The sequence below is a fragment of the Gracilibacillus boraciitolerans JCM 21714 genome, assembly GCF_000521485.1.
Classification (GTDB): domain Bacteria; phylum Bacillota; class Bacilli; order Bacillales; family Amphibacillaceae; genus Gracilibacillus; species Gracilibacillus boraciitolerans.
Window position 1 is genome coordinate 72107 of the sequence record NZ_BAVS01000009.1, and the last position, 15738, is coordinate 87844.

At 32.5% G+C, this 15738-nt stretch carries 14 protein-coding genes; all 14 read left to right on the forward strand.

Annotated elements, in window-relative coordinates:
- The first annotated feature begins 45 nt into the window (after positions 1 to 45).
- The 14 genes from JCM21714_RS18270 (at position 46) to JCM21714_RS08005 (ending at position 15479) form a co-directional block, all read left to right on the forward strand.
- On the forward strand, positions 46 to 876 hold the full coding sequence (locus tag JCM21714_RS18270) for a DUF1593 domain-containing protein (RefSeq protein WP_052000466.1): 831 nt from the start codon (positions 46 to 48) through the stop codon (positions 874 to 876).
- Positions 831 to 1586, forward strand: a complete 756-nt coding sequence (locus JCM21714_RS18275; RefSeq protein ID WP_148294999.1) for a nucleoside hydrolase-like domain-containing protein — start codon at positions 831 to 833, stop codon at positions 1584 to 1586. Before JCM21714_RS18270 ends, JCM21714_RS18275 begins: the two co-directional genes overlap by 46 nt.
- Before the next feature lie 564 nt (positions 1587 to 2150).
- Positions 2151 to 3035, forward strand: a complete 885-nt coding sequence (locus JCM21714_RS07965) for an ABC transporter permease (RefSeq protein ID WP_052000475.1) — start codon at positions 2151 to 2153, stop codon at positions 3033 to 3035.
- A 30-nt stretch (positions 3036 to 3065) separates the two neighbouring features.
- Complete coding sequence (locus JCM21714_RS07970; RefSeq protein ID WP_035723212.1) at positions 3066 to 3950, forward strand: carbohydrate ABC transporter permease; 885 nt, start codon at positions 3066 to 3068, stop codon at positions 3948 to 3950.
- Between the two features lie 145 nt (positions 3951 to 4095).
- On the forward strand, positions 4096 to 5364 hold the full coding sequence (locus tag JCM21714_RS07975) for a prolyl oligopeptidase family serine peptidase (RefSeq protein WP_052000468.1): 1269 nt from the start codon (positions 4096 to 4098) through the stop codon (positions 5362 to 5364).
- A gap of 200 nt (positions 5365 to 5564) precedes the next feature.
- Entirely contained in the window at positions 5565 to 6743 is a 1179-nt protein-coding gene (locus tag JCM21714_RS07980; RefSeq protein WP_052000469.1) for a sensor histidine kinase, read from the forward strand.
- Positions 6736 to 7296, forward strand: coding sequence for a sensor histidine kinase (locus tag JCM21714_RS18280; protein WP_052000470.1), 561 nt, complete (start codon positions 6736 to 6738; stop codon positions 7294 to 7296). Before JCM21714_RS07980 ends, JCM21714_RS18280 begins: the two co-directional genes overlap by 8 nt.
- 29 nt (positions 7297 to 7325) lie before the next feature.
- Complete coding sequence (locus tag JCM21714_RS07985; RefSeq protein ID WP_035723214.1) at positions 7326 to 8921, forward strand: response regulator transcription factor; 1596 nt, start codon at positions 7326 to 7328, stop codon at positions 8919 to 8921.
- 106 nt (positions 8922 to 9027) lie between these two features.
- Entirely contained in the window at positions 9028 to 10476 is a 1449-nt protein-coding gene (locus JCM21714_RS07990; protein WP_235182692.1) for a glycoside hydrolase family 3 N-terminal domain-containing protein, read from the forward strand.
- 22 nt (positions 10477 to 10498) lie between these two features.
- Complete coding sequence (locus tag JCM21714_RS21155) at positions 10499 to 11047, forward strand: hypothetical protein (RefSeq protein WP_235182693.1); 549 nt, start codon at positions 10499 to 10501, stop codon at positions 11045 to 11047.
- The gene (locus JCM21714_RS21160) at positions 10975 to 11253 is read left to right on the forward strand and encodes a glycoside hydrolase family 3 protein (protein WP_235182700.1); all 279 of its coding nucleotides are present in this window, start codon (positions 10975 to 10977) and stop codon (positions 11251 to 11253) included. Before JCM21714_RS21155 ends, JCM21714_RS21160 begins: the two co-directional genes overlap by 73 nt.
- Positions 11254 to 11406: 153 nt before the next feature.
- On the forward strand, positions 11407 to 12933 hold the full coding sequence (locus tag JCM21714_RS07995; protein WP_035723218.1) for an ABC transporter substrate-binding protein: 1527 nt from the start codon (positions 11407 to 11409) through the stop codon (positions 12931 to 12933).
- Between the two features lie 167 nt (positions 12934 to 13100).
- A complete protein-coding gene (locus tag JCM21714_RS08000; protein ID WP_235182694.1) occupies positions 13101 to 13646 on the forward strand; it encodes a YesL family protein in 546 nt (181 codons plus the stop codon).
- Positions 13647 to 13946: 300 nt separating this feature from the next.
- The gene (locus tag JCM21714_RS08005; protein WP_035723224.1) at positions 13947 to 15479 is read left to right on the forward strand and encodes an ABC transporter substrate-binding protein; all 1533 of its coding nucleotides are present in this window, start codon (positions 13947 to 13949) and stop codon (positions 15477 to 15479) included.
- The last annotated feature ends 259 nt before the right edge of the window (positions 15480 to 15738 follow it).

The window sequence follows — 15738 nt, forward strand, 5'->3', positions numbered from 1 at the left end:
ATGAACTATTAGAAGATAAGATTATGCAAAGGAAAGGATGAGATTATGGCAAGGGATAAAAAACTCCGTACCGTAATTATGCATGATCCAGAGTTAGATGATCTCAATACAATGGTTAGATATTTGCTTTACAGTAATCAGTTTGAAACAGAAGGATTGATTTACTCAAGTAGCCGTTTTCATTGGAAAGGTGATGGTAAAGGAACTTTGTTTGATGGGAAGTCTGAACACTCTGACCTTGGAATTGGACCGATTTCCAGCTGGCGCTGGGATGAAGGATCAAATTTTTTAGAAGATGCTGTCGGCATTTATGCAAAAGTATATCCGAATCTTATGGTACATGCTGAAGGCTATCCTCATCCAGATGAGTTGCTTTCTCGTGTCTGCGAAGGAAACGTGGAGTTCCCTGGAGATATATCAAAGGAAAGCTCAGGTTCTGATCTCATAAAAAATCTAATACTGGATGATAAGCCTGGTGTACTCTATTTATTAACTGGAGCAGGTCAATCAACGATTGGAAGAGCCCTTCTATCAATTGAAGAAAAATACAAAAACAGTAGTCAGTGGAAGAATATATATGAAAAAGTTTCGAATAAAGTGATTATTCAATCATTTGGTGATCAAGATGGTATTTACGCATCCTATATTGAGCCAAATTGGCCGAATATTGAGTTCCGTGAGATGGCGACAACAATCTGGGGATACATGGCACGTAAAGTCGTTCAACCTCAAGACTGTCATTATCTTTCAGCTGCATGGACTAAAGAAAACATTTCTAAGATCGGACCGTTTGGAGAGTTCTATATGGTTTGGGGGGGGATGGAAAACAAATGCATAAAAATGATATCGCTGATTTCTTTGGTTTTTCAAGGGTGACGGTAGAACAACTGAAGAAACTCGGTTACGTCTCATGGTATGGAAACGTTGAAGAACCAGGTTCTTGGATATCTGAAGGAGACACATCTATGTATATGAACCTCTTGGATAATGGTTTAGATGCACATATAGATGCAAGCTATGGAGGTTGGGGGGGAGGTCGAAATGGCAAAGATATCGATTCTAATAACGTAGCTTCGAAAGACTACGCTTCCTCACGTTGGTTTGGAGCTGCTCAACGTGACTTTGCAGCAAGAATACAGTGGACTGTTACGCCAGAATACGAGGATTCTAATCATCATCCTGTAGTCGAGTTAGTTGGATTGGAAGATACAACTGTTAAACCTGGACAAACCATCACATTAAAGGCAATCGTTAAAGATCCAGATGGAGATCATTTAATAGGACATTGGAGACAGTATGAGGAGACTGGTACTTATCCGGGTAAGCTAGAGTTGATTTCTGTAGAAGAAGATACGAAAATGGGGGGGATAGGGTGCTCTTATCCATTTAACGTTCCGGCTCCAGGATCATCTGAGGTTGCTAAGCTGATGAAAAATGAGATTGAAGTTACAAGCCAGTTTAAAGTACCTACAGATGCGGCTAATGGTCAAACAATACATTTTATTCTAGAAGCTACAGACAATGGTTATAAACCACTCACATCATACAAAAGAGTAGTTTTGACTGTTTCAAGGGAGAAACAGTAATAAAAATGTTTTATTAAGTTGTTTGTGTCAACAGTCCGCAAACCTGAAATTGAAATTTGAATATAAAAATAGATATTTCAAAAAAACAACCAAAAATCAAAATGAATGATTATTTTTGGTTGTTTTTTTGAAGAATATAATACACAAAGACTTATACTTCTATTTCAACATTAGTTTAACGATATTACTTAATGGAAAAGCAATTTTAATGCAAATTTTCTTGTTAATTATGATAAGAACCTAATTAGTAGTTTGTAAAAATAAAAATTGCAAAAAGTCATAATATCAATAATGAAAGGGCTTTTTTGCAATAGCGGAAAGCTTTTGTAGAGTGTATGATGAGTGTAATCAAACGAATTAAAAAGAAGAGACATTCTGGAAAGGGGGGAAGTGGCGTTCACTATTTAGATTGATAATCCTATTAATAACAGGTTTTAGAATGAGTGATTATGAGGAGGGTTAAAATTGGAGCAAGCAATTTATGAGGACAAGCGAACTTCTAAGATTGATAAAGAAGAAAAGCGGACAATTCTAGTAAAAAGGAAACGAAACCTGAAAAAATTCATGCCTCTTTTTATAATGATGTTACCAGGTTTGCTTTATTTTTTAATAAACAATTATTTACCGATGTTAGGTATGGTAATTGCATTTAAAGAGATAAATTTTACCGTAGGTATTATAGAAAGTGACTGGGTAGGATTTAAAAATTTTGAATATTTATTCAGTACTAAAGATGCGTGGATCATTACAAGAAATACAATTCTTTATAACGTAGTATTTATTATTTTAACAATGTCGATTTCTATTGGGATTGCTATATTATTAAATGAAATTAAAAATAAAATATTTGTTCAATTTTATCAAAGTATCATATTATTGCCGCATTTAATTTCATTTGTAATTATTAGTTATTTAGTATATTCAGCTTTAAGTTTAGATACAGGTTTTATGAATAATACAGTTCTTCCAGCCATAGGAGAGGATAGAGTTTCCTGGTATATGGAGCCGCAGTATTGGCCGTATATATTAACTTCTGTCCATTTATGGAAAGGTATTGGTTTTAGTACATTGATTTATTTTGCCGCTGTTATTGGGATAAGTGAAGAATATTACGAAGCTGCAAAGTTAGATGGTGCCAGCAAGTTTAAACAAATATTTAAAATTACGATTCCTTTGATAACTCCAGTTATTATATTATTGACCTTGCTCGCGATAGGTAGAATTTTTTACGCTGATTTTGGTCTGTTCTATCAAGTCCCAATGAATTCAGGTATGTTATTTGATACAACAAATGTAATAGATACCTATGTATTTAGAGGGTTACTTGGTTTAGGTGATGTGAGCATGGCTACAGCTGCTGGTGTATATCAATCTATAGTAGGATTTATTCTAGTATTAACAGCTAATTTCATAATTAGAAGAGTTAGTAAGGAAAACGCATTATTTTAAAATAACTATCAAAAGTAAAGGAGGATTTTTATGAACGATGAAAAAAGATGGCAAATATATGGTCATGTAGTAATGATAATTTTATCAGTCTTGGCAATAGTACCCTTTGTATTATTAATTATTGCGTCCCTTACAGATGAAGCAGTTATTCTTGCAGAAGGTTATAGTTTCTTTCCTTCAGAATTGAGTTTGGAAGCATATAAATATTTATGGAACATGAATGACATAATTACTCGAGCATATGGAGTAACTCTATTTATAACAGCATTCGGAACTGTTATAAGTTTAGTCATAACATCATTGTTAGCGTATCCATTATCAAGAAAAGATTTGCCATACAAAAATTTGTTTGCGTTTCTTGTATTTTTCACTCTACTTTTTAATGGTGGATTAGTGCCAACGTATTTTGTTTATACACAAGTATTTGATTTAAAGAATACAATTTGGGCTCTTATTATACCAATTATTCTCACGAACGGTTTTAATGTCCTATTGATGAGAACATTTTTCAAAGAATCGGTGCCGGATGCGCTTATTGAATCAGCTAGGATAGATGGTGCTGGAGAGTGGAGAACATTATGGTCTGTCGTTTTACCTTTAGCCACACCAATAATGGCTACAATTGGTTTATTTCAAGCTGTTATATTTTGGAACGATTGGATGAATGGTTTAGTATTCCTTACAGATACAAGATTATATAGTTTACAAGTATTATTAAATAGAATATTGGAGGATATTCAATTTTTGCGAACGGCTGATCTAGGTGGACAAGCGAGCGATGCCATGGCAAATTTACCTAGTGCTTCTATTAGAATGGCGATTGCAGCGATTGGTGTCATACCAATGCTTATTGCATATCCTTTTTTTCAAAAGTATCTAAAGAAAGGAATTGCACTTGGTGGTGTCAAAGGATAGTTCCTATCTAAATTATAAGTCCTTTACTCAAGGAGCTTAGCCTTTTTAAAAGTCTATATTAAGCCTAGTATTCTAAAATATAGAATACTTTAATTCTATCATGAGCGTTTGAGTAAAAAAATGTTTATTAAGGAGGATTTTTAACGTGAATCGTTCATACAAGACGGTTACAGAAGTTACAGATTGGGGGGGACCTTATGTAACAAAATTAATTCTTCCATTGCCTGAATCTGTTGAGTCAGAAATTTTAGCTGAGGATACTTTTAATGTGTATGTTGAGCGTCGTAATAAAATTAACGGTGATGTACTTGAACTTAGAAAGGACTTTACATCAGAAGAAAAGTACTTGTCAAAAGGATATTGTAAAGTGATTAAAACATATGCGTCAGATGAGAAAGGAAACATCAAAGTGGAGGGTAAATATGCTACGCTAGAACTTGAATGTGAACCGATTTATCGTATAAATTCTGAGATAGCTTTATTAAAATCACATAATGAATATGTTTACTGTAATTTCTATATCACACAAATAAAAGAAATAAAAACAAAAGATAAAATTCTTGGACTTGTTTATGATCAACTTATTAGCAATAATATGGATCAAATAAAAGGTTGGACTAATAGTGAACCTACTAATATGGAGACATCGCTTCGTTATGGTTATTACAAACCGATACAAAACAAAGGTGAACATCCTTTAATTATTTGGTTACATGGTGCGGGAGAAGGTGGTTATGACACTACTATTGCTTATACTGGAAACAATGTTGTAAACCTATCGAGTGATAAAATACAACAACTTTTTAATGGAGCTTATGTACTTGCGCCACAAGTACCAACAATGTGGATGGATGATGGCACTGGAAAATATACAATGAGTGGTAAATCCAAGTATGTGAAGGCTTTGAAATTACTGATTGATGAATTTATCGATGTACATTCAAATATTGATGAAAATCGTATGTACATCGGTGGCTGTTCTAATGGTGGTTTTATGACGATGAGAATGATCATTGATTATCCTGGATTTTTTACTGCAGCATTTCCTGTATGTGAAGCGCTACAAGATGATCTGATAACTGATGAGCAAATTACGGATATTAAAAACACTCCTATTTGGTTTACACACACCAAAAATGATACGATTGTAGATCCTAATACGACTGTTATCCCAACCTATAAGCGACTACTAAAAGCTGGGGCATCAGATGTTCATTTTACTTTTTTTGATAAAATAGTAGATAACACAGGTACCTTTACAGATGAAGGAGATAAGCCATTTGAATTTTTTGGACATGCAAGTTGGATTTATATGCTAAAGGATAAATGTACTTTCGATTACGATGATTCGCCAGTAAATATAAATGGAAAAAATGTATCACTTCTTCAATGGTTAGCTTTACAAAATAAATAAACATATACAACACAGATAAATGATAACGCTTTCTTATTAATGTGTTTATTGTTTAAGAGTGTTAAAGTCTTTACAAAAATTATTATAAAAAAAGTATTACTCTCCTTAGATAATTTGCATTTATGCATTGCTATAACCAGAAAATAAACATATAATGATGGAAATTAAAAGGTCATCTAAAGAAATGCGTGGTGGTTAAAGTGAAAATAATAAAAAAAATTCCATATAATTCGATTAGTTTTAAATTAATTACCACAATACTTATCATGACAATTCCATTAATTTTATTGTTGATTTATAGTAATACGTATGCTAGTCAAGTTGTTCGTAGCCAAGTTGCTAGTTCTTATCAAAACATAATGGAAAGTTACATGAATCAATTAGACAGAGATCTTGAGAATACGAATATGTATATCCACAATATGATTGCATTAGATGATAATTTTCTTTCTATTGAACAATCAAGATCGGATGCCGATTATTCAATGGCAAAAATTCTTTTCGTAAATGATTTAAAACAACAATTACCTCTATACAGTGTAATTGATGCCTTTTGGGTTTATAAGATCTCAAAACAAGATTTAATTAGTGTTTATAATTATCGACCAGCATATACAAAACAATTAGATATAAATAGTTATTTTATTGATTATCTTGAAAATAATTGGTCGAATGAAAGCGGTACCTATAAATGGCAATCACATAAAATAGGTGAAAAGTATTATATTGCTTATTTTATTAAAAGAGGAGATGTTTATTTTGGTGCTTGGATTGATTTGAATAGGTTAAATTCAAGAATAGAAATCAGTGATTTAGGACCAAAAAGTGGAAGTTGGTTTATTTCAAGTGATGGAAATATTATGGCAAATCAATGGGGGGGATTAGCAGATAACCAAATAAAAGAAAAAATAAGTACCATCGAAAACTTATCATTTGAAAATAGTGAAGATGCTGTTATTATTCGAGAAAAATCAGTTAATTCTGACACGAGCTTGGTATCTGCTATTCCTAACGAAACAATATTAGAGAATATTCCATTATTACAGAGAATGAGTTGGATGTTAATTGTCTTATCTCTTTTTGTCATTCCAGTTTGTCTTTATATTATAAGAAAAATTATACTTATTCCGATTTACCGTTTAGTGAAAGCCATGAAGCATATTCAAAACAATAATTTGAACTACCGAATCTCAGAGTATAAATCGGCTGATGAATATATTTTAATGAATAAGACCTTTAATCGTATGCTTTCACAAATAGAACAGTTAAAAATTGATGTCTATGAGGAAAAAATAAATAAGCAACATGAAGAGTTACAACATTTGAAATTACAAATAAATCCTCACTTTTTTTTTAAATTCTTTAAATATATTGTATAGTTTAGCAAAGCTAAAAGATTATGAATTAATAAAAGAATTGACATTATCATTAATTAAGTATTTTCAATTTGTTTTTCGTAATAAGTCTACATTTGTTAGCTTAAAAGATGAAGTCGGACATACAACGAACTATTTGAAAATACAAGAATTACGATATCTTAACCAATTTAGCTATACTATTATCGTTCCAACTTATTTAGAGGATACCCGAATTCCTCCTTTGCTTATATTAACGTTTGTTGAAAATGCAGTGAAGCACGCTGTCTCATTAGATGAAGAAATACAAATTAACGTAGAAGTAAAAATAATTGAAAAGAAAGACGCCCCCCCATTTTTGAATATCAATATAGTTGATACCGGAGTCGGGTTTTCTGAGGAACTCTTAACCAAACTGAATAGCCATCAAACAATCGTTAATGAACAAGGAGAACATACAGGAATATGGAATATAGATAGAAGGTTAACACTTTTATATGATGGACATGCTTATTTGGAATTTCGTAATAATCAACCATCAGGAGCGATTGTGGAAGTATTTATTCCTTTATCTTAATTGAAGAATAAAGCAAGGGGGGTAATAATATGTACCGTTTATTAATTGTTGATGACGATTATTTCTTCATAAAAGGTTTACAAAGCGATATTAATCAAGAACAATTTAATATTTCTGAAATTGTTTCTGCTATAAACATTAGACAAGCGAAAAAAATAATTAAAAATCAAAAAATTGATTTTATTTTGTGTGATATAGAGATGCCACAAGGTACAGGGATAGAATTATTAGAATGGATGACAAACGAAAATCATAATATTCCTTTGATATTTTTAACAAGTCATGCTCAATTTTCCTATGCAAAGCAGGCCATCCAACTAGGTAGCGTTGATTATCTTTTAAAGCCGGCTTCAGAAGAAGATTTAGAGAAGGTCATTAAAAAGGCAATAGATCAAATTAACCAATCTGATCAACTGAAAAACTTAAATTATTATAAAAAGCTATGGAATCTTCATCACCCATTAATTATCGAACGTTTTTGGTTAGACATTATTAATAAATCGATTCCTAATCAAATGAATATAATAGAAAAAGTTGCACTTAAAAGAAATATTCCATTTTCTAATAAACTAATATTCCTACCTATTTTAATTCGAATACAAAGATGGCATATGGATACATATAATTCAAGCAGTGATCAAAAAACGATAGAATATGGAGTGAGAAAACTAGCTGAGGAAGTATTTTTTGATGGTGACAATAAAGGCAATTATATTCAGTTAAAAGATGAATTATCATTAATTATTGTAACCATGGATGCTAGAGAATCGTATTATCGACCTATTTTAGAAGAAAAAGGGAAAAAATTTATCAATCTGTGTAATATGTGGTTTCGCTGTGATCTTACTTGCTATTTTGGAGAGCAGATTGCATTTGTCGATATGTATGATCAAGTGGAAAATTTAAAAGTATTAGAAATTAATAATGTCACTTACGATAATACTTTATTATTTCTGAAAGATGCTATGAAAACAAATAGAGATATTCAACTACCAGACATGAAGACTTGGGTTAATATGTTAAAAAACAGTGCATTCACTCAAGTTTCATTAGAAATTGAAACATATTTAAAAGAAGCAAAAGACGTAAATGTATATTTTTTAAGGAATTTTCAACAGAATTTGTTACAGATGATTTATTTAGTATTAAATTATAAAGGAATACAAGCTTATCAATTATTTGGTGCTAAAGAGTCAATAGAGCTATCAAACAAAGCGGTACATTCTATTAAAGACATGATTATATGGATTCGTCATGTTATAAATAAAGCTGCTTATCAAACTTCTAGAGTAAAGGAAACAAATACTATTGTTGAAACAGTTTTATGTTATATAGATCAAAATATTGACAAGCCAGATCTTTCTAGATCAGAAATTGCTGAACAAGTTTTTCTAAATGAAGATTATTTGTCAAGGCTTTTTAAGAAGGAATTGGGTATACCGCTTTCAAATTATATAATGGATCAGAGAATAAAATTAGCGAGGGAACTACTTCTAAAAACTGACATTTCGATCAGTAACATTGCCTTTTCAGTTGGATATTCCAATTTTTCTCATTTTTCTAAAGTTTTTAAAGATAAAACATCTTATAATCCTTCAGAATTCCGTAAAAAAATGTTGTGTTAACCGAATATGTTGAGTTTGAGTTACAATTTTTAACCTACCTATCTATTATTTTCGAAAGTATATAATTAAGTAATTTGGAGTTAAGAATTTTAGAGGAGTGTAGAGAATGATTAAATATATAAAGAATAGCAAAGGACCTACCTTAGGATATTCAACAGATTCAGGTATCAAGTTTCTGAAAAAAGATGGTTATCGTTTCAAAGACCTCAACAAAAGCGGCCGATTAGAACCTTACAAAGATTGGCGCTTATCTGCAGTAGAACGTGCAAAAGACTTAGCATCCAAATTATTCATCGAAGAAATTGCAGGTCTCATGCTATACAGTAGACATCAATCGATTCCTGCAACACGAGGTCCATTTGTCAGTACATATAGTGGCAGCACATTTGAAGACAGTAATGCTCAGCCTTGGGAACTATCTGATCAACAGAAAGAATTTTTGGCAACGGATCACTTGCGTCATGTTTTGATTACAACAGTAGAAAGTCCAAACGTTGCAGCAAAATGGAATAATAATGTACAAGCTTTAGTAGAAGGTGTCGGATTCGGTATCCCAGCTAATAACAGTTCCGATCCGCGCCATGCTAGTGATGCGAGTAAAGAATTTAATGAAGGTGCAGGTGGTCATATTTCGATGTGGCCGGAAAGTTTAGGATTAGCGGCAACATTTAGCCCTGAAGTTGTGAAACGATTTGGTGAGATAGCGGCAAAAGAATACCGAGCATTAGGTTTAACAACTGCTCTTTCTCCACAAATTGATATAGCAACAGATCCACGTTGGTATCGCTTTGAAGGGACGTTTGGTGAAGATCCACATTTATCTACAGATCTGTGTAGAGCGTATATTGATGGTTTTCAAACCTCAACGGCAGATGCAGAAATTGAAGACGGTTGGGGGGGATATGATAGTGTCAATGCGATGGTGAAGCATTGGCTGGTGGTGGATCAGGTGAAGGTGGACGCGATGCTCATTGGGGGATTTGGGAAATATGCTGTCTATCCCGGAAATAATTTCAAGGAACATCTTAAGCCTTTTACGGAAGGTGCCTTTAAATTAGAGGAGAAAACGGAAAAAGCCGCAGCAGTAATGCCCTACTATACGATTTCCTATGATCAAGACCAAGTGAACGGTGAGAATGTCGGCAATTCTTACAATAAATATTTGATTCAAAATTTATTACAGGGGGGGACCTATCAATATGATGGTGTTGTTTGCACGGATTGGTTAATCACAGCAGATGAGCCGGAAACTGTTGATCAATTTGCAGGAAAGCCATGGGGTGTAGAAGACTTAACCGTTGCTGAACGACATTATAAGCTATTGATGGCTGGCGTCGATCAGTTTGGTGGTAATAATGAAATAGAACCGATTTTGGAAGCTTATCAAATGGGAGTAGCTGAACATGGTGAAGCATTCATGCGCCAACGTATGGAGTGCTCTGCTATTAAACTATTAAAAAATATTTTCCGAACCGGCCTTTTTGAAAATCCTTATCTAGATGAAGGAGAAGTAGTAAGATTGTTGGAAATCCAGAATTTATGGCAGAAGGTATAAAGCACAATTACAATCGATAGTGATGTTGAAAAACAAAGAGAATCTGTTACCACTAAAAGACAAGTTAACGGTATATGTTCCTAAGCGTTATTATCCAGAACAAGAAGATTGGTTTGGTAACAAAATTCCTGATAAAATGGAATATCCGATTCATCTAGATATAGTAAAGCAATTTTATCATGTAACCGATGATCCAGAACAAGCTGATTTTGCATTGGTTTGTATAAAGGGACCTGATTCAGGTGGTGGTTATCATAAAAGGGATCGTGAAGAAGGTGGCTCAGGTTACATTCCGATTAGCTTACAATATCGCCCGTACGAAGCCACAATTGTACGACCAAGAAGTATAGCCGGTGATACACGAGAGGTTTTAGATCGTTCCTATAAAGGTAAAAAGGTATTCACAAACAATGAGTCGGATCTTGATTTAGTATTAGAAACTAAAGAAAAGATGAAAGATAAACCAGTGATGGTTCTCTTCATTTATCAAACCCAGCTATTGTATCTGAATTTGAACCTTATGTCGAAGGTCTACTTGTACATTTTGGAGTTCAGGATCAAGCTTTATTAGACATTGTATCAGGTAAAGCAGAGCCAACAGGACTCCTACCTATGCAAATGCCTATTAATATGAAAACGGTTGAAGAACAGTATGAAGATGTTCCACATGATATGGCACCTTATATGGATACAGATGAACACGTATACAATTTTGGATTTGGATTAAATTGGTCTGGTTGTATCAAAGATAAGCGATCAAGTAAATATATGAGGTAAAACGATGGAAAGAAGTTTTAATAGCTATATTTATCTAAAGGGAACACAAATCATGAAATCGTTAACAATATTGTCATGAGAGTGTTAGTAAAAAGAATTTTATACTGATATGATTTATGTTGTAAAGGAAAAGTCATTCAGGGAGGTTAAGAAATGAAGAAGAAAGAGAGATTTTTTTTGAGAGTTTTTTTTCTAGCTGTGTTTATAGTTCTTTTAACAGCGTGTAGCTCTGATACAGAGAGTAATGAGCAGGTTAGTGATGAAGATGGTGAGGTAAATGAAGAAACAGAGACATTAACTATTGCTTTTCCATATTTCTATGGAGAGCCGGAAGATTTAGAGAAAGTGGAAACAGAAATTAGTAAACTTGCAGAAGAAAAAATCAATACTACAGTTGATATTTTAGCTTTATCCATTTCTGCATATCAGCAACAAATGAACTTAATGCTTACAAGTGATGAAAAGTTAGATCTGATGGTAATTCTAGCAGATCAGTTAAGTCCACAAGTTAGTAGAGGTCAATTACATGAACTAGATAATAATTTAAGCGAAAATGGTCAAGGAATTATTGATGCGGTTGGAGAAGAATTTTTAGCAGCCACTAAAATTAATGGTAAACAATATGCGATACCAACTGTTCGCGATATGGCAGCTAGTTATGGATTTATGATGTCAAAAGAATATGTAGATAAATATGACATAGATGTTGATCAGATCAAAACTATGGAAGACATGGGTGAAGTTTTGAGAATGGTAAAAGAAAACGAGCCAAATATGGAACCGTTAACATCAACTACTGTAGGTGAATCCATTATGGAAACGTTAAGATTTGTAGATCCATTATCTGATTTTAATGGGGGGGTATTACCTAATTATGATAATGATTTGCAGGTAGTCAACTTATATGAAATGCCTGAATACGTTGAAAGATTAGAAATTTTAAGAGAGTGGTATCAAGAGGGATTAATTGTCCAAGATATTGCAACGAGCCAAACTACAAAAGATGAGTTATTAAAAGCTGGAAAAATATTTGCTTTTTCACAAGGAATGAAACCGGGTATTGAGACACAAAATTCTAGAGATATGAATCAAGATATGGTAGCGGCAGAAATTATTCCACCTGTAGCGACTACATCAAATGTGGCAAGTATTATGTGGGGAATTCCAAGAAATTCAAAAATCCCTGAAAAAGCAATGGAATTTTTAAATCTTCTCTATATGGATAAAGAAATGTTCAATTTAATTAGTTGGGGAATCGAAGGCGAACATTATGTAAAAGTATCGGATAAAGTTATTACATATCCGGAAGGGGTAACCTCTGAAAACATTGGATATAGTTTTAATAGTAGTTGGTTATTCGGTAATCAATTCCTTTCTTATGTATTTGAAGGCGAGGATCCAGATATTTGGGAAGAAACCAAAGAATTTAATGAAGAAGCAACTAAGTCTAAAGCTTTAGGTTTTAACTTTAATTCAGATCCTGTACGTACAGAGGTTGCTGCAGTGTCAAATGTTAAAGAGCAATATCTTTTAGGACTAGAAACTGGCTCGTTAGATCTTGAATCAGTGTATCCAGAATTTATTGAAAGGTTAAAAGAAGCAGGTATTGAAAAAATTATTGAAGAAAAGCAAAGACAACTGGATGAGTGGGCAGAGATTAATGGTGTAGAAAAAGAATAAGAAAGTTAATTGTTGAATACTGATGCTGATTCAATATCAGCATCAGCTTTCTATTATTGCAAAGATATTAAGAGAAATCATAAAGGGAGATGTTTTATGGATAAATTAGCTAATGTATTTTACACATTTTCAGTTTGGGTAATGAATTTAGCACTGTTAAATCTATTATGGATTTTTTTTCGGTAATTGGTTTATTTGTATTTAGTTTTTTCCCTGCAACAATAGCTATGTTTGGGGTATGCAGGAAATGGGTCTTAAAGGAATATGAGATTCCAGTTTTTAAACAATTTGTTCATGTATTTAAAAAAGAATACTTTAAAAGTCAAAAAACGGGTTTTATCCTTCTTTTTATTTGGGCGCTTTTATACATTGAATTACAAATCTTAAGAGCTGTTGATTTATATTATTTTAAACCTTTATTATTGTTCTTTTATATCTTAATGTTCTTATTCATTATATCTATCCTTTATATGGCGCCGATTGTTGTTCATTATAATAGTTCGGTTATTAAAATATTCAAAAATTCACTGTTAATAACAATAGCTAATCCACTCTATACCATAACTATAATTGCAAGTGTTTTTTGTCTTGTATTTATATTAAATATGATACCAGGATTAATCATATTTTTCTCAGGTAGTGTTTTTGCTTTTGTCATAATGTGGTTTAGTCATCAAGTATTTATAAAAAATGAACAAAAGTTAGCAGTTTAAATAATCTAACTTTTTGGGTTGCTCTTTCGCTGAATTAAATAGTTAATTTAAGTTGATTTTTAAATGAATGGAATAGGTTCAATTAAGAGTAATGGAAGATTAGTTACTTTTACGCCTATCTGTTCTTTTTTTTGATCTTCTCTAATGGCGTCTTTATTTTTTCTGTTTTAATTGTGTAAAAATAAAAAAGCAAATTAATATGTCATGAAAACGCTATGAAAATGTCTTGAGAGCGATAGTACTAAGCTTTTTTAATTGCTATTATATTAATTGTAATAATAAAAAAAGGGAGGTCATGAAATGAGAATGAAATTTTTTTTAACCATGTTTTTGTTAGTTGTTCTTATGATAATTGTAACCGCTTGCAACAGTAATGCAGAGAGTGGGAATCAAACAAATACTGAAGAAGAAGCAGGAGAAAATACGGAAACAAATGAAGAAACAGAGCATTTGATAGTAGCTTTTCCAAACTTTTATGGTGAACCACAAGATTTGGATAAAGTGGAAGCTGAATTAAGTAAACTAGCAGAAGAAAAGATTAATGCAACAGTTGAAATTATTACTTTATCTATTTCTGCCTATCAACAACAAATGAATTTGATGTTAACGAGTGATGAAAAACTGGATCTCGCGGTTGTTCTATCAGAGCAATTTAGTCCACAAGTAAGTAGAGGGCAATTACACGAAATTGGTGACATGCTAGAAGAACATGGGCAGGGTATTATAGATGCAGTAGGTGAAGATTTTTTAAAAGCTACGCAAATTGATGCCAAACAATATGCTGTCCCAACCGTACGAGATTTTGCGGCTAGTTATGGATTTATGATGCCAAAAGAATATGTTGAAAAATATGACATTGATGTAGATCAAATTAATACTCTGGAGGATATGGGAGAAATTCTTAGGATGATTAAAGCAGAGGAGCCAGATTTATATCCATTAACCTCAAATAGTCCAGGGGAATCAATTGCCTATTTTTTAAGATTTGTAGATCCCTTATCTGACTTCAATGGGGGGGTGTTACCGAATTATGACAATGATTTAGAGGTAGTGAATTATTACGAGATGCCTGAGTATGTTGAAATGTTAAAAACATTTAGAAGTTGGTATGAAGAAGACTTAATTTTACCAGATGTGGCCACTACACAAACAACAAAAAATGAATTGCTAAAAGAAGGAAAAATCGTTACTTATTCACAGGCACTTAAACCTGGTATTGAAGAACAAAATTCACGAGACATGGATACTGAAATGGTGGCAATTGAAATTTTCGATCCTGTAGCAACTACTTCTAATGTTGCATCAATTATGTGGAGTGTACCACGTAATTCAAAAATACCAGAAAAAGCAGTAGAACTGTTAAATTTAATGTATTCAGACAAAGAAGTATATAATCTGTTAACCTGGGGGGGAATTGAGGGAGAACATTTCGAAAAGGTTTCAGATGAAGTGATAAAATATCCAGATGGTGTAACATCAGAAAATGTAGGTTATAGCCTTAATACAAGTTGGTTAACTGGTAATCAATTCTTATCATATGTATTTGAAAACGAGGACCCTGAACTTTGGAATCAGATAGAAAAATTCAATAATGATTCTATTAAGTCAAAAGCACTAGGATTTAACTTTAATAGCGCTCCTGTAAGTACAGAGATTGCAGCAGTAAGTAACGTGAAAGAGCAATATCGAATAGGTTTGGAATCGGGAGCATTAGATTTTGATAAGTATTATTCTGAGTTCATAGAAAGCTTAAATGATGCTGGGATGGATAAAATCATTGCTGAAAAACAAAAACAGTTAGACGAATGGGCCAAAATAAACGGTATCAAGTAATATATGCTCTTTTAGAAAGTTGGTAATAGATATAGTATTCCAACTTTCTAAAATCATCGATTGTAAATGAATGGATTTTATTTAATCCATAATATTTTTTTAATTATCAAAAATGTGTAATCATGCACTCTGTTAACACTATAATATCAAAGTTACACAAATCTCATTCAGTAAAGGAAGGTGAAGACTGCTACTAAAATATGTTGAATGAATGTTTTATTTTATGTATTCCTCGAGTCTAGCTTGTTTGGGGATCGAT

Bases quoted from the DNA above. Each gene is read 5' to 3' on its own strand.
- JCM21714_RS08005 (WP_035723224.1), top strand. From the start codon at position 13,947: ATGAGAATGAAATTTTTTTTAACCATGTTTTTGTTAGTTGTTCTTATG.
- JCM21714_RS21155 (WP_235182693.1), top strand. From the start codon at position 10,499: ATGTTGAAAAACAAAGAGAATCTGTTACCACTAAAAGACAAGTTAACG.
- JCM21714_RS08000 (WP_235182694.1), top strand. From the start codon at position 13,101: ATGGATTTTTTTTCGGTAATTGGTTTATTTGTATTTAGTTTTTTCCCT.
- JCM21714_RS07985 (WP_035723214.1), top strand. From the start codon at position 7,326: ATGTACCGTTTATTAATTGTTGATGACGATTATTTCTTCATAAAAGGT.
- JCM21714_RS07970 (WP_035723212.1), top strand. From the start codon at position 3,066: ATGAACGATGAAAAAAGATGGCAAATATATGGTCATGTAGTAATGATA.
- JCM21714_RS07990 (WP_235182692.1), top strand. From the start codon at position 9,028: ATGATTAAATATATAAAGAATAGCAAAGGACCTACCTTAGGATATTCA.
- JCM21714_RS18275 (WP_148294999.1), top strand. From the start codon at position 831: ATGCATAAAAATGATATCGCTGATTTCTTTGGTTTTTCAAGGGTGACG.
- JCM21714_RS07995 (WP_035723218.1), top strand. From the start codon at position 11,407: ATGAAGAAGAAAGAGAGATTTTTTTTGAGAGTTTTTTTTCTAGCTGTG.
- JCM21714_RS07965 (WP_052000475.1), top strand. From the start codon at position 2,151: ATGCCTCTTTTTATAATGATGTTACCAGGTTTGCTTTATTTTTTAATA.
- JCM21714_RS18270 (WP_052000466.1), top strand. From the start codon at position 46: ATGGCAAGGGATAAAAAACTCCGTACCGTAATTATGCATGATCCAGAG.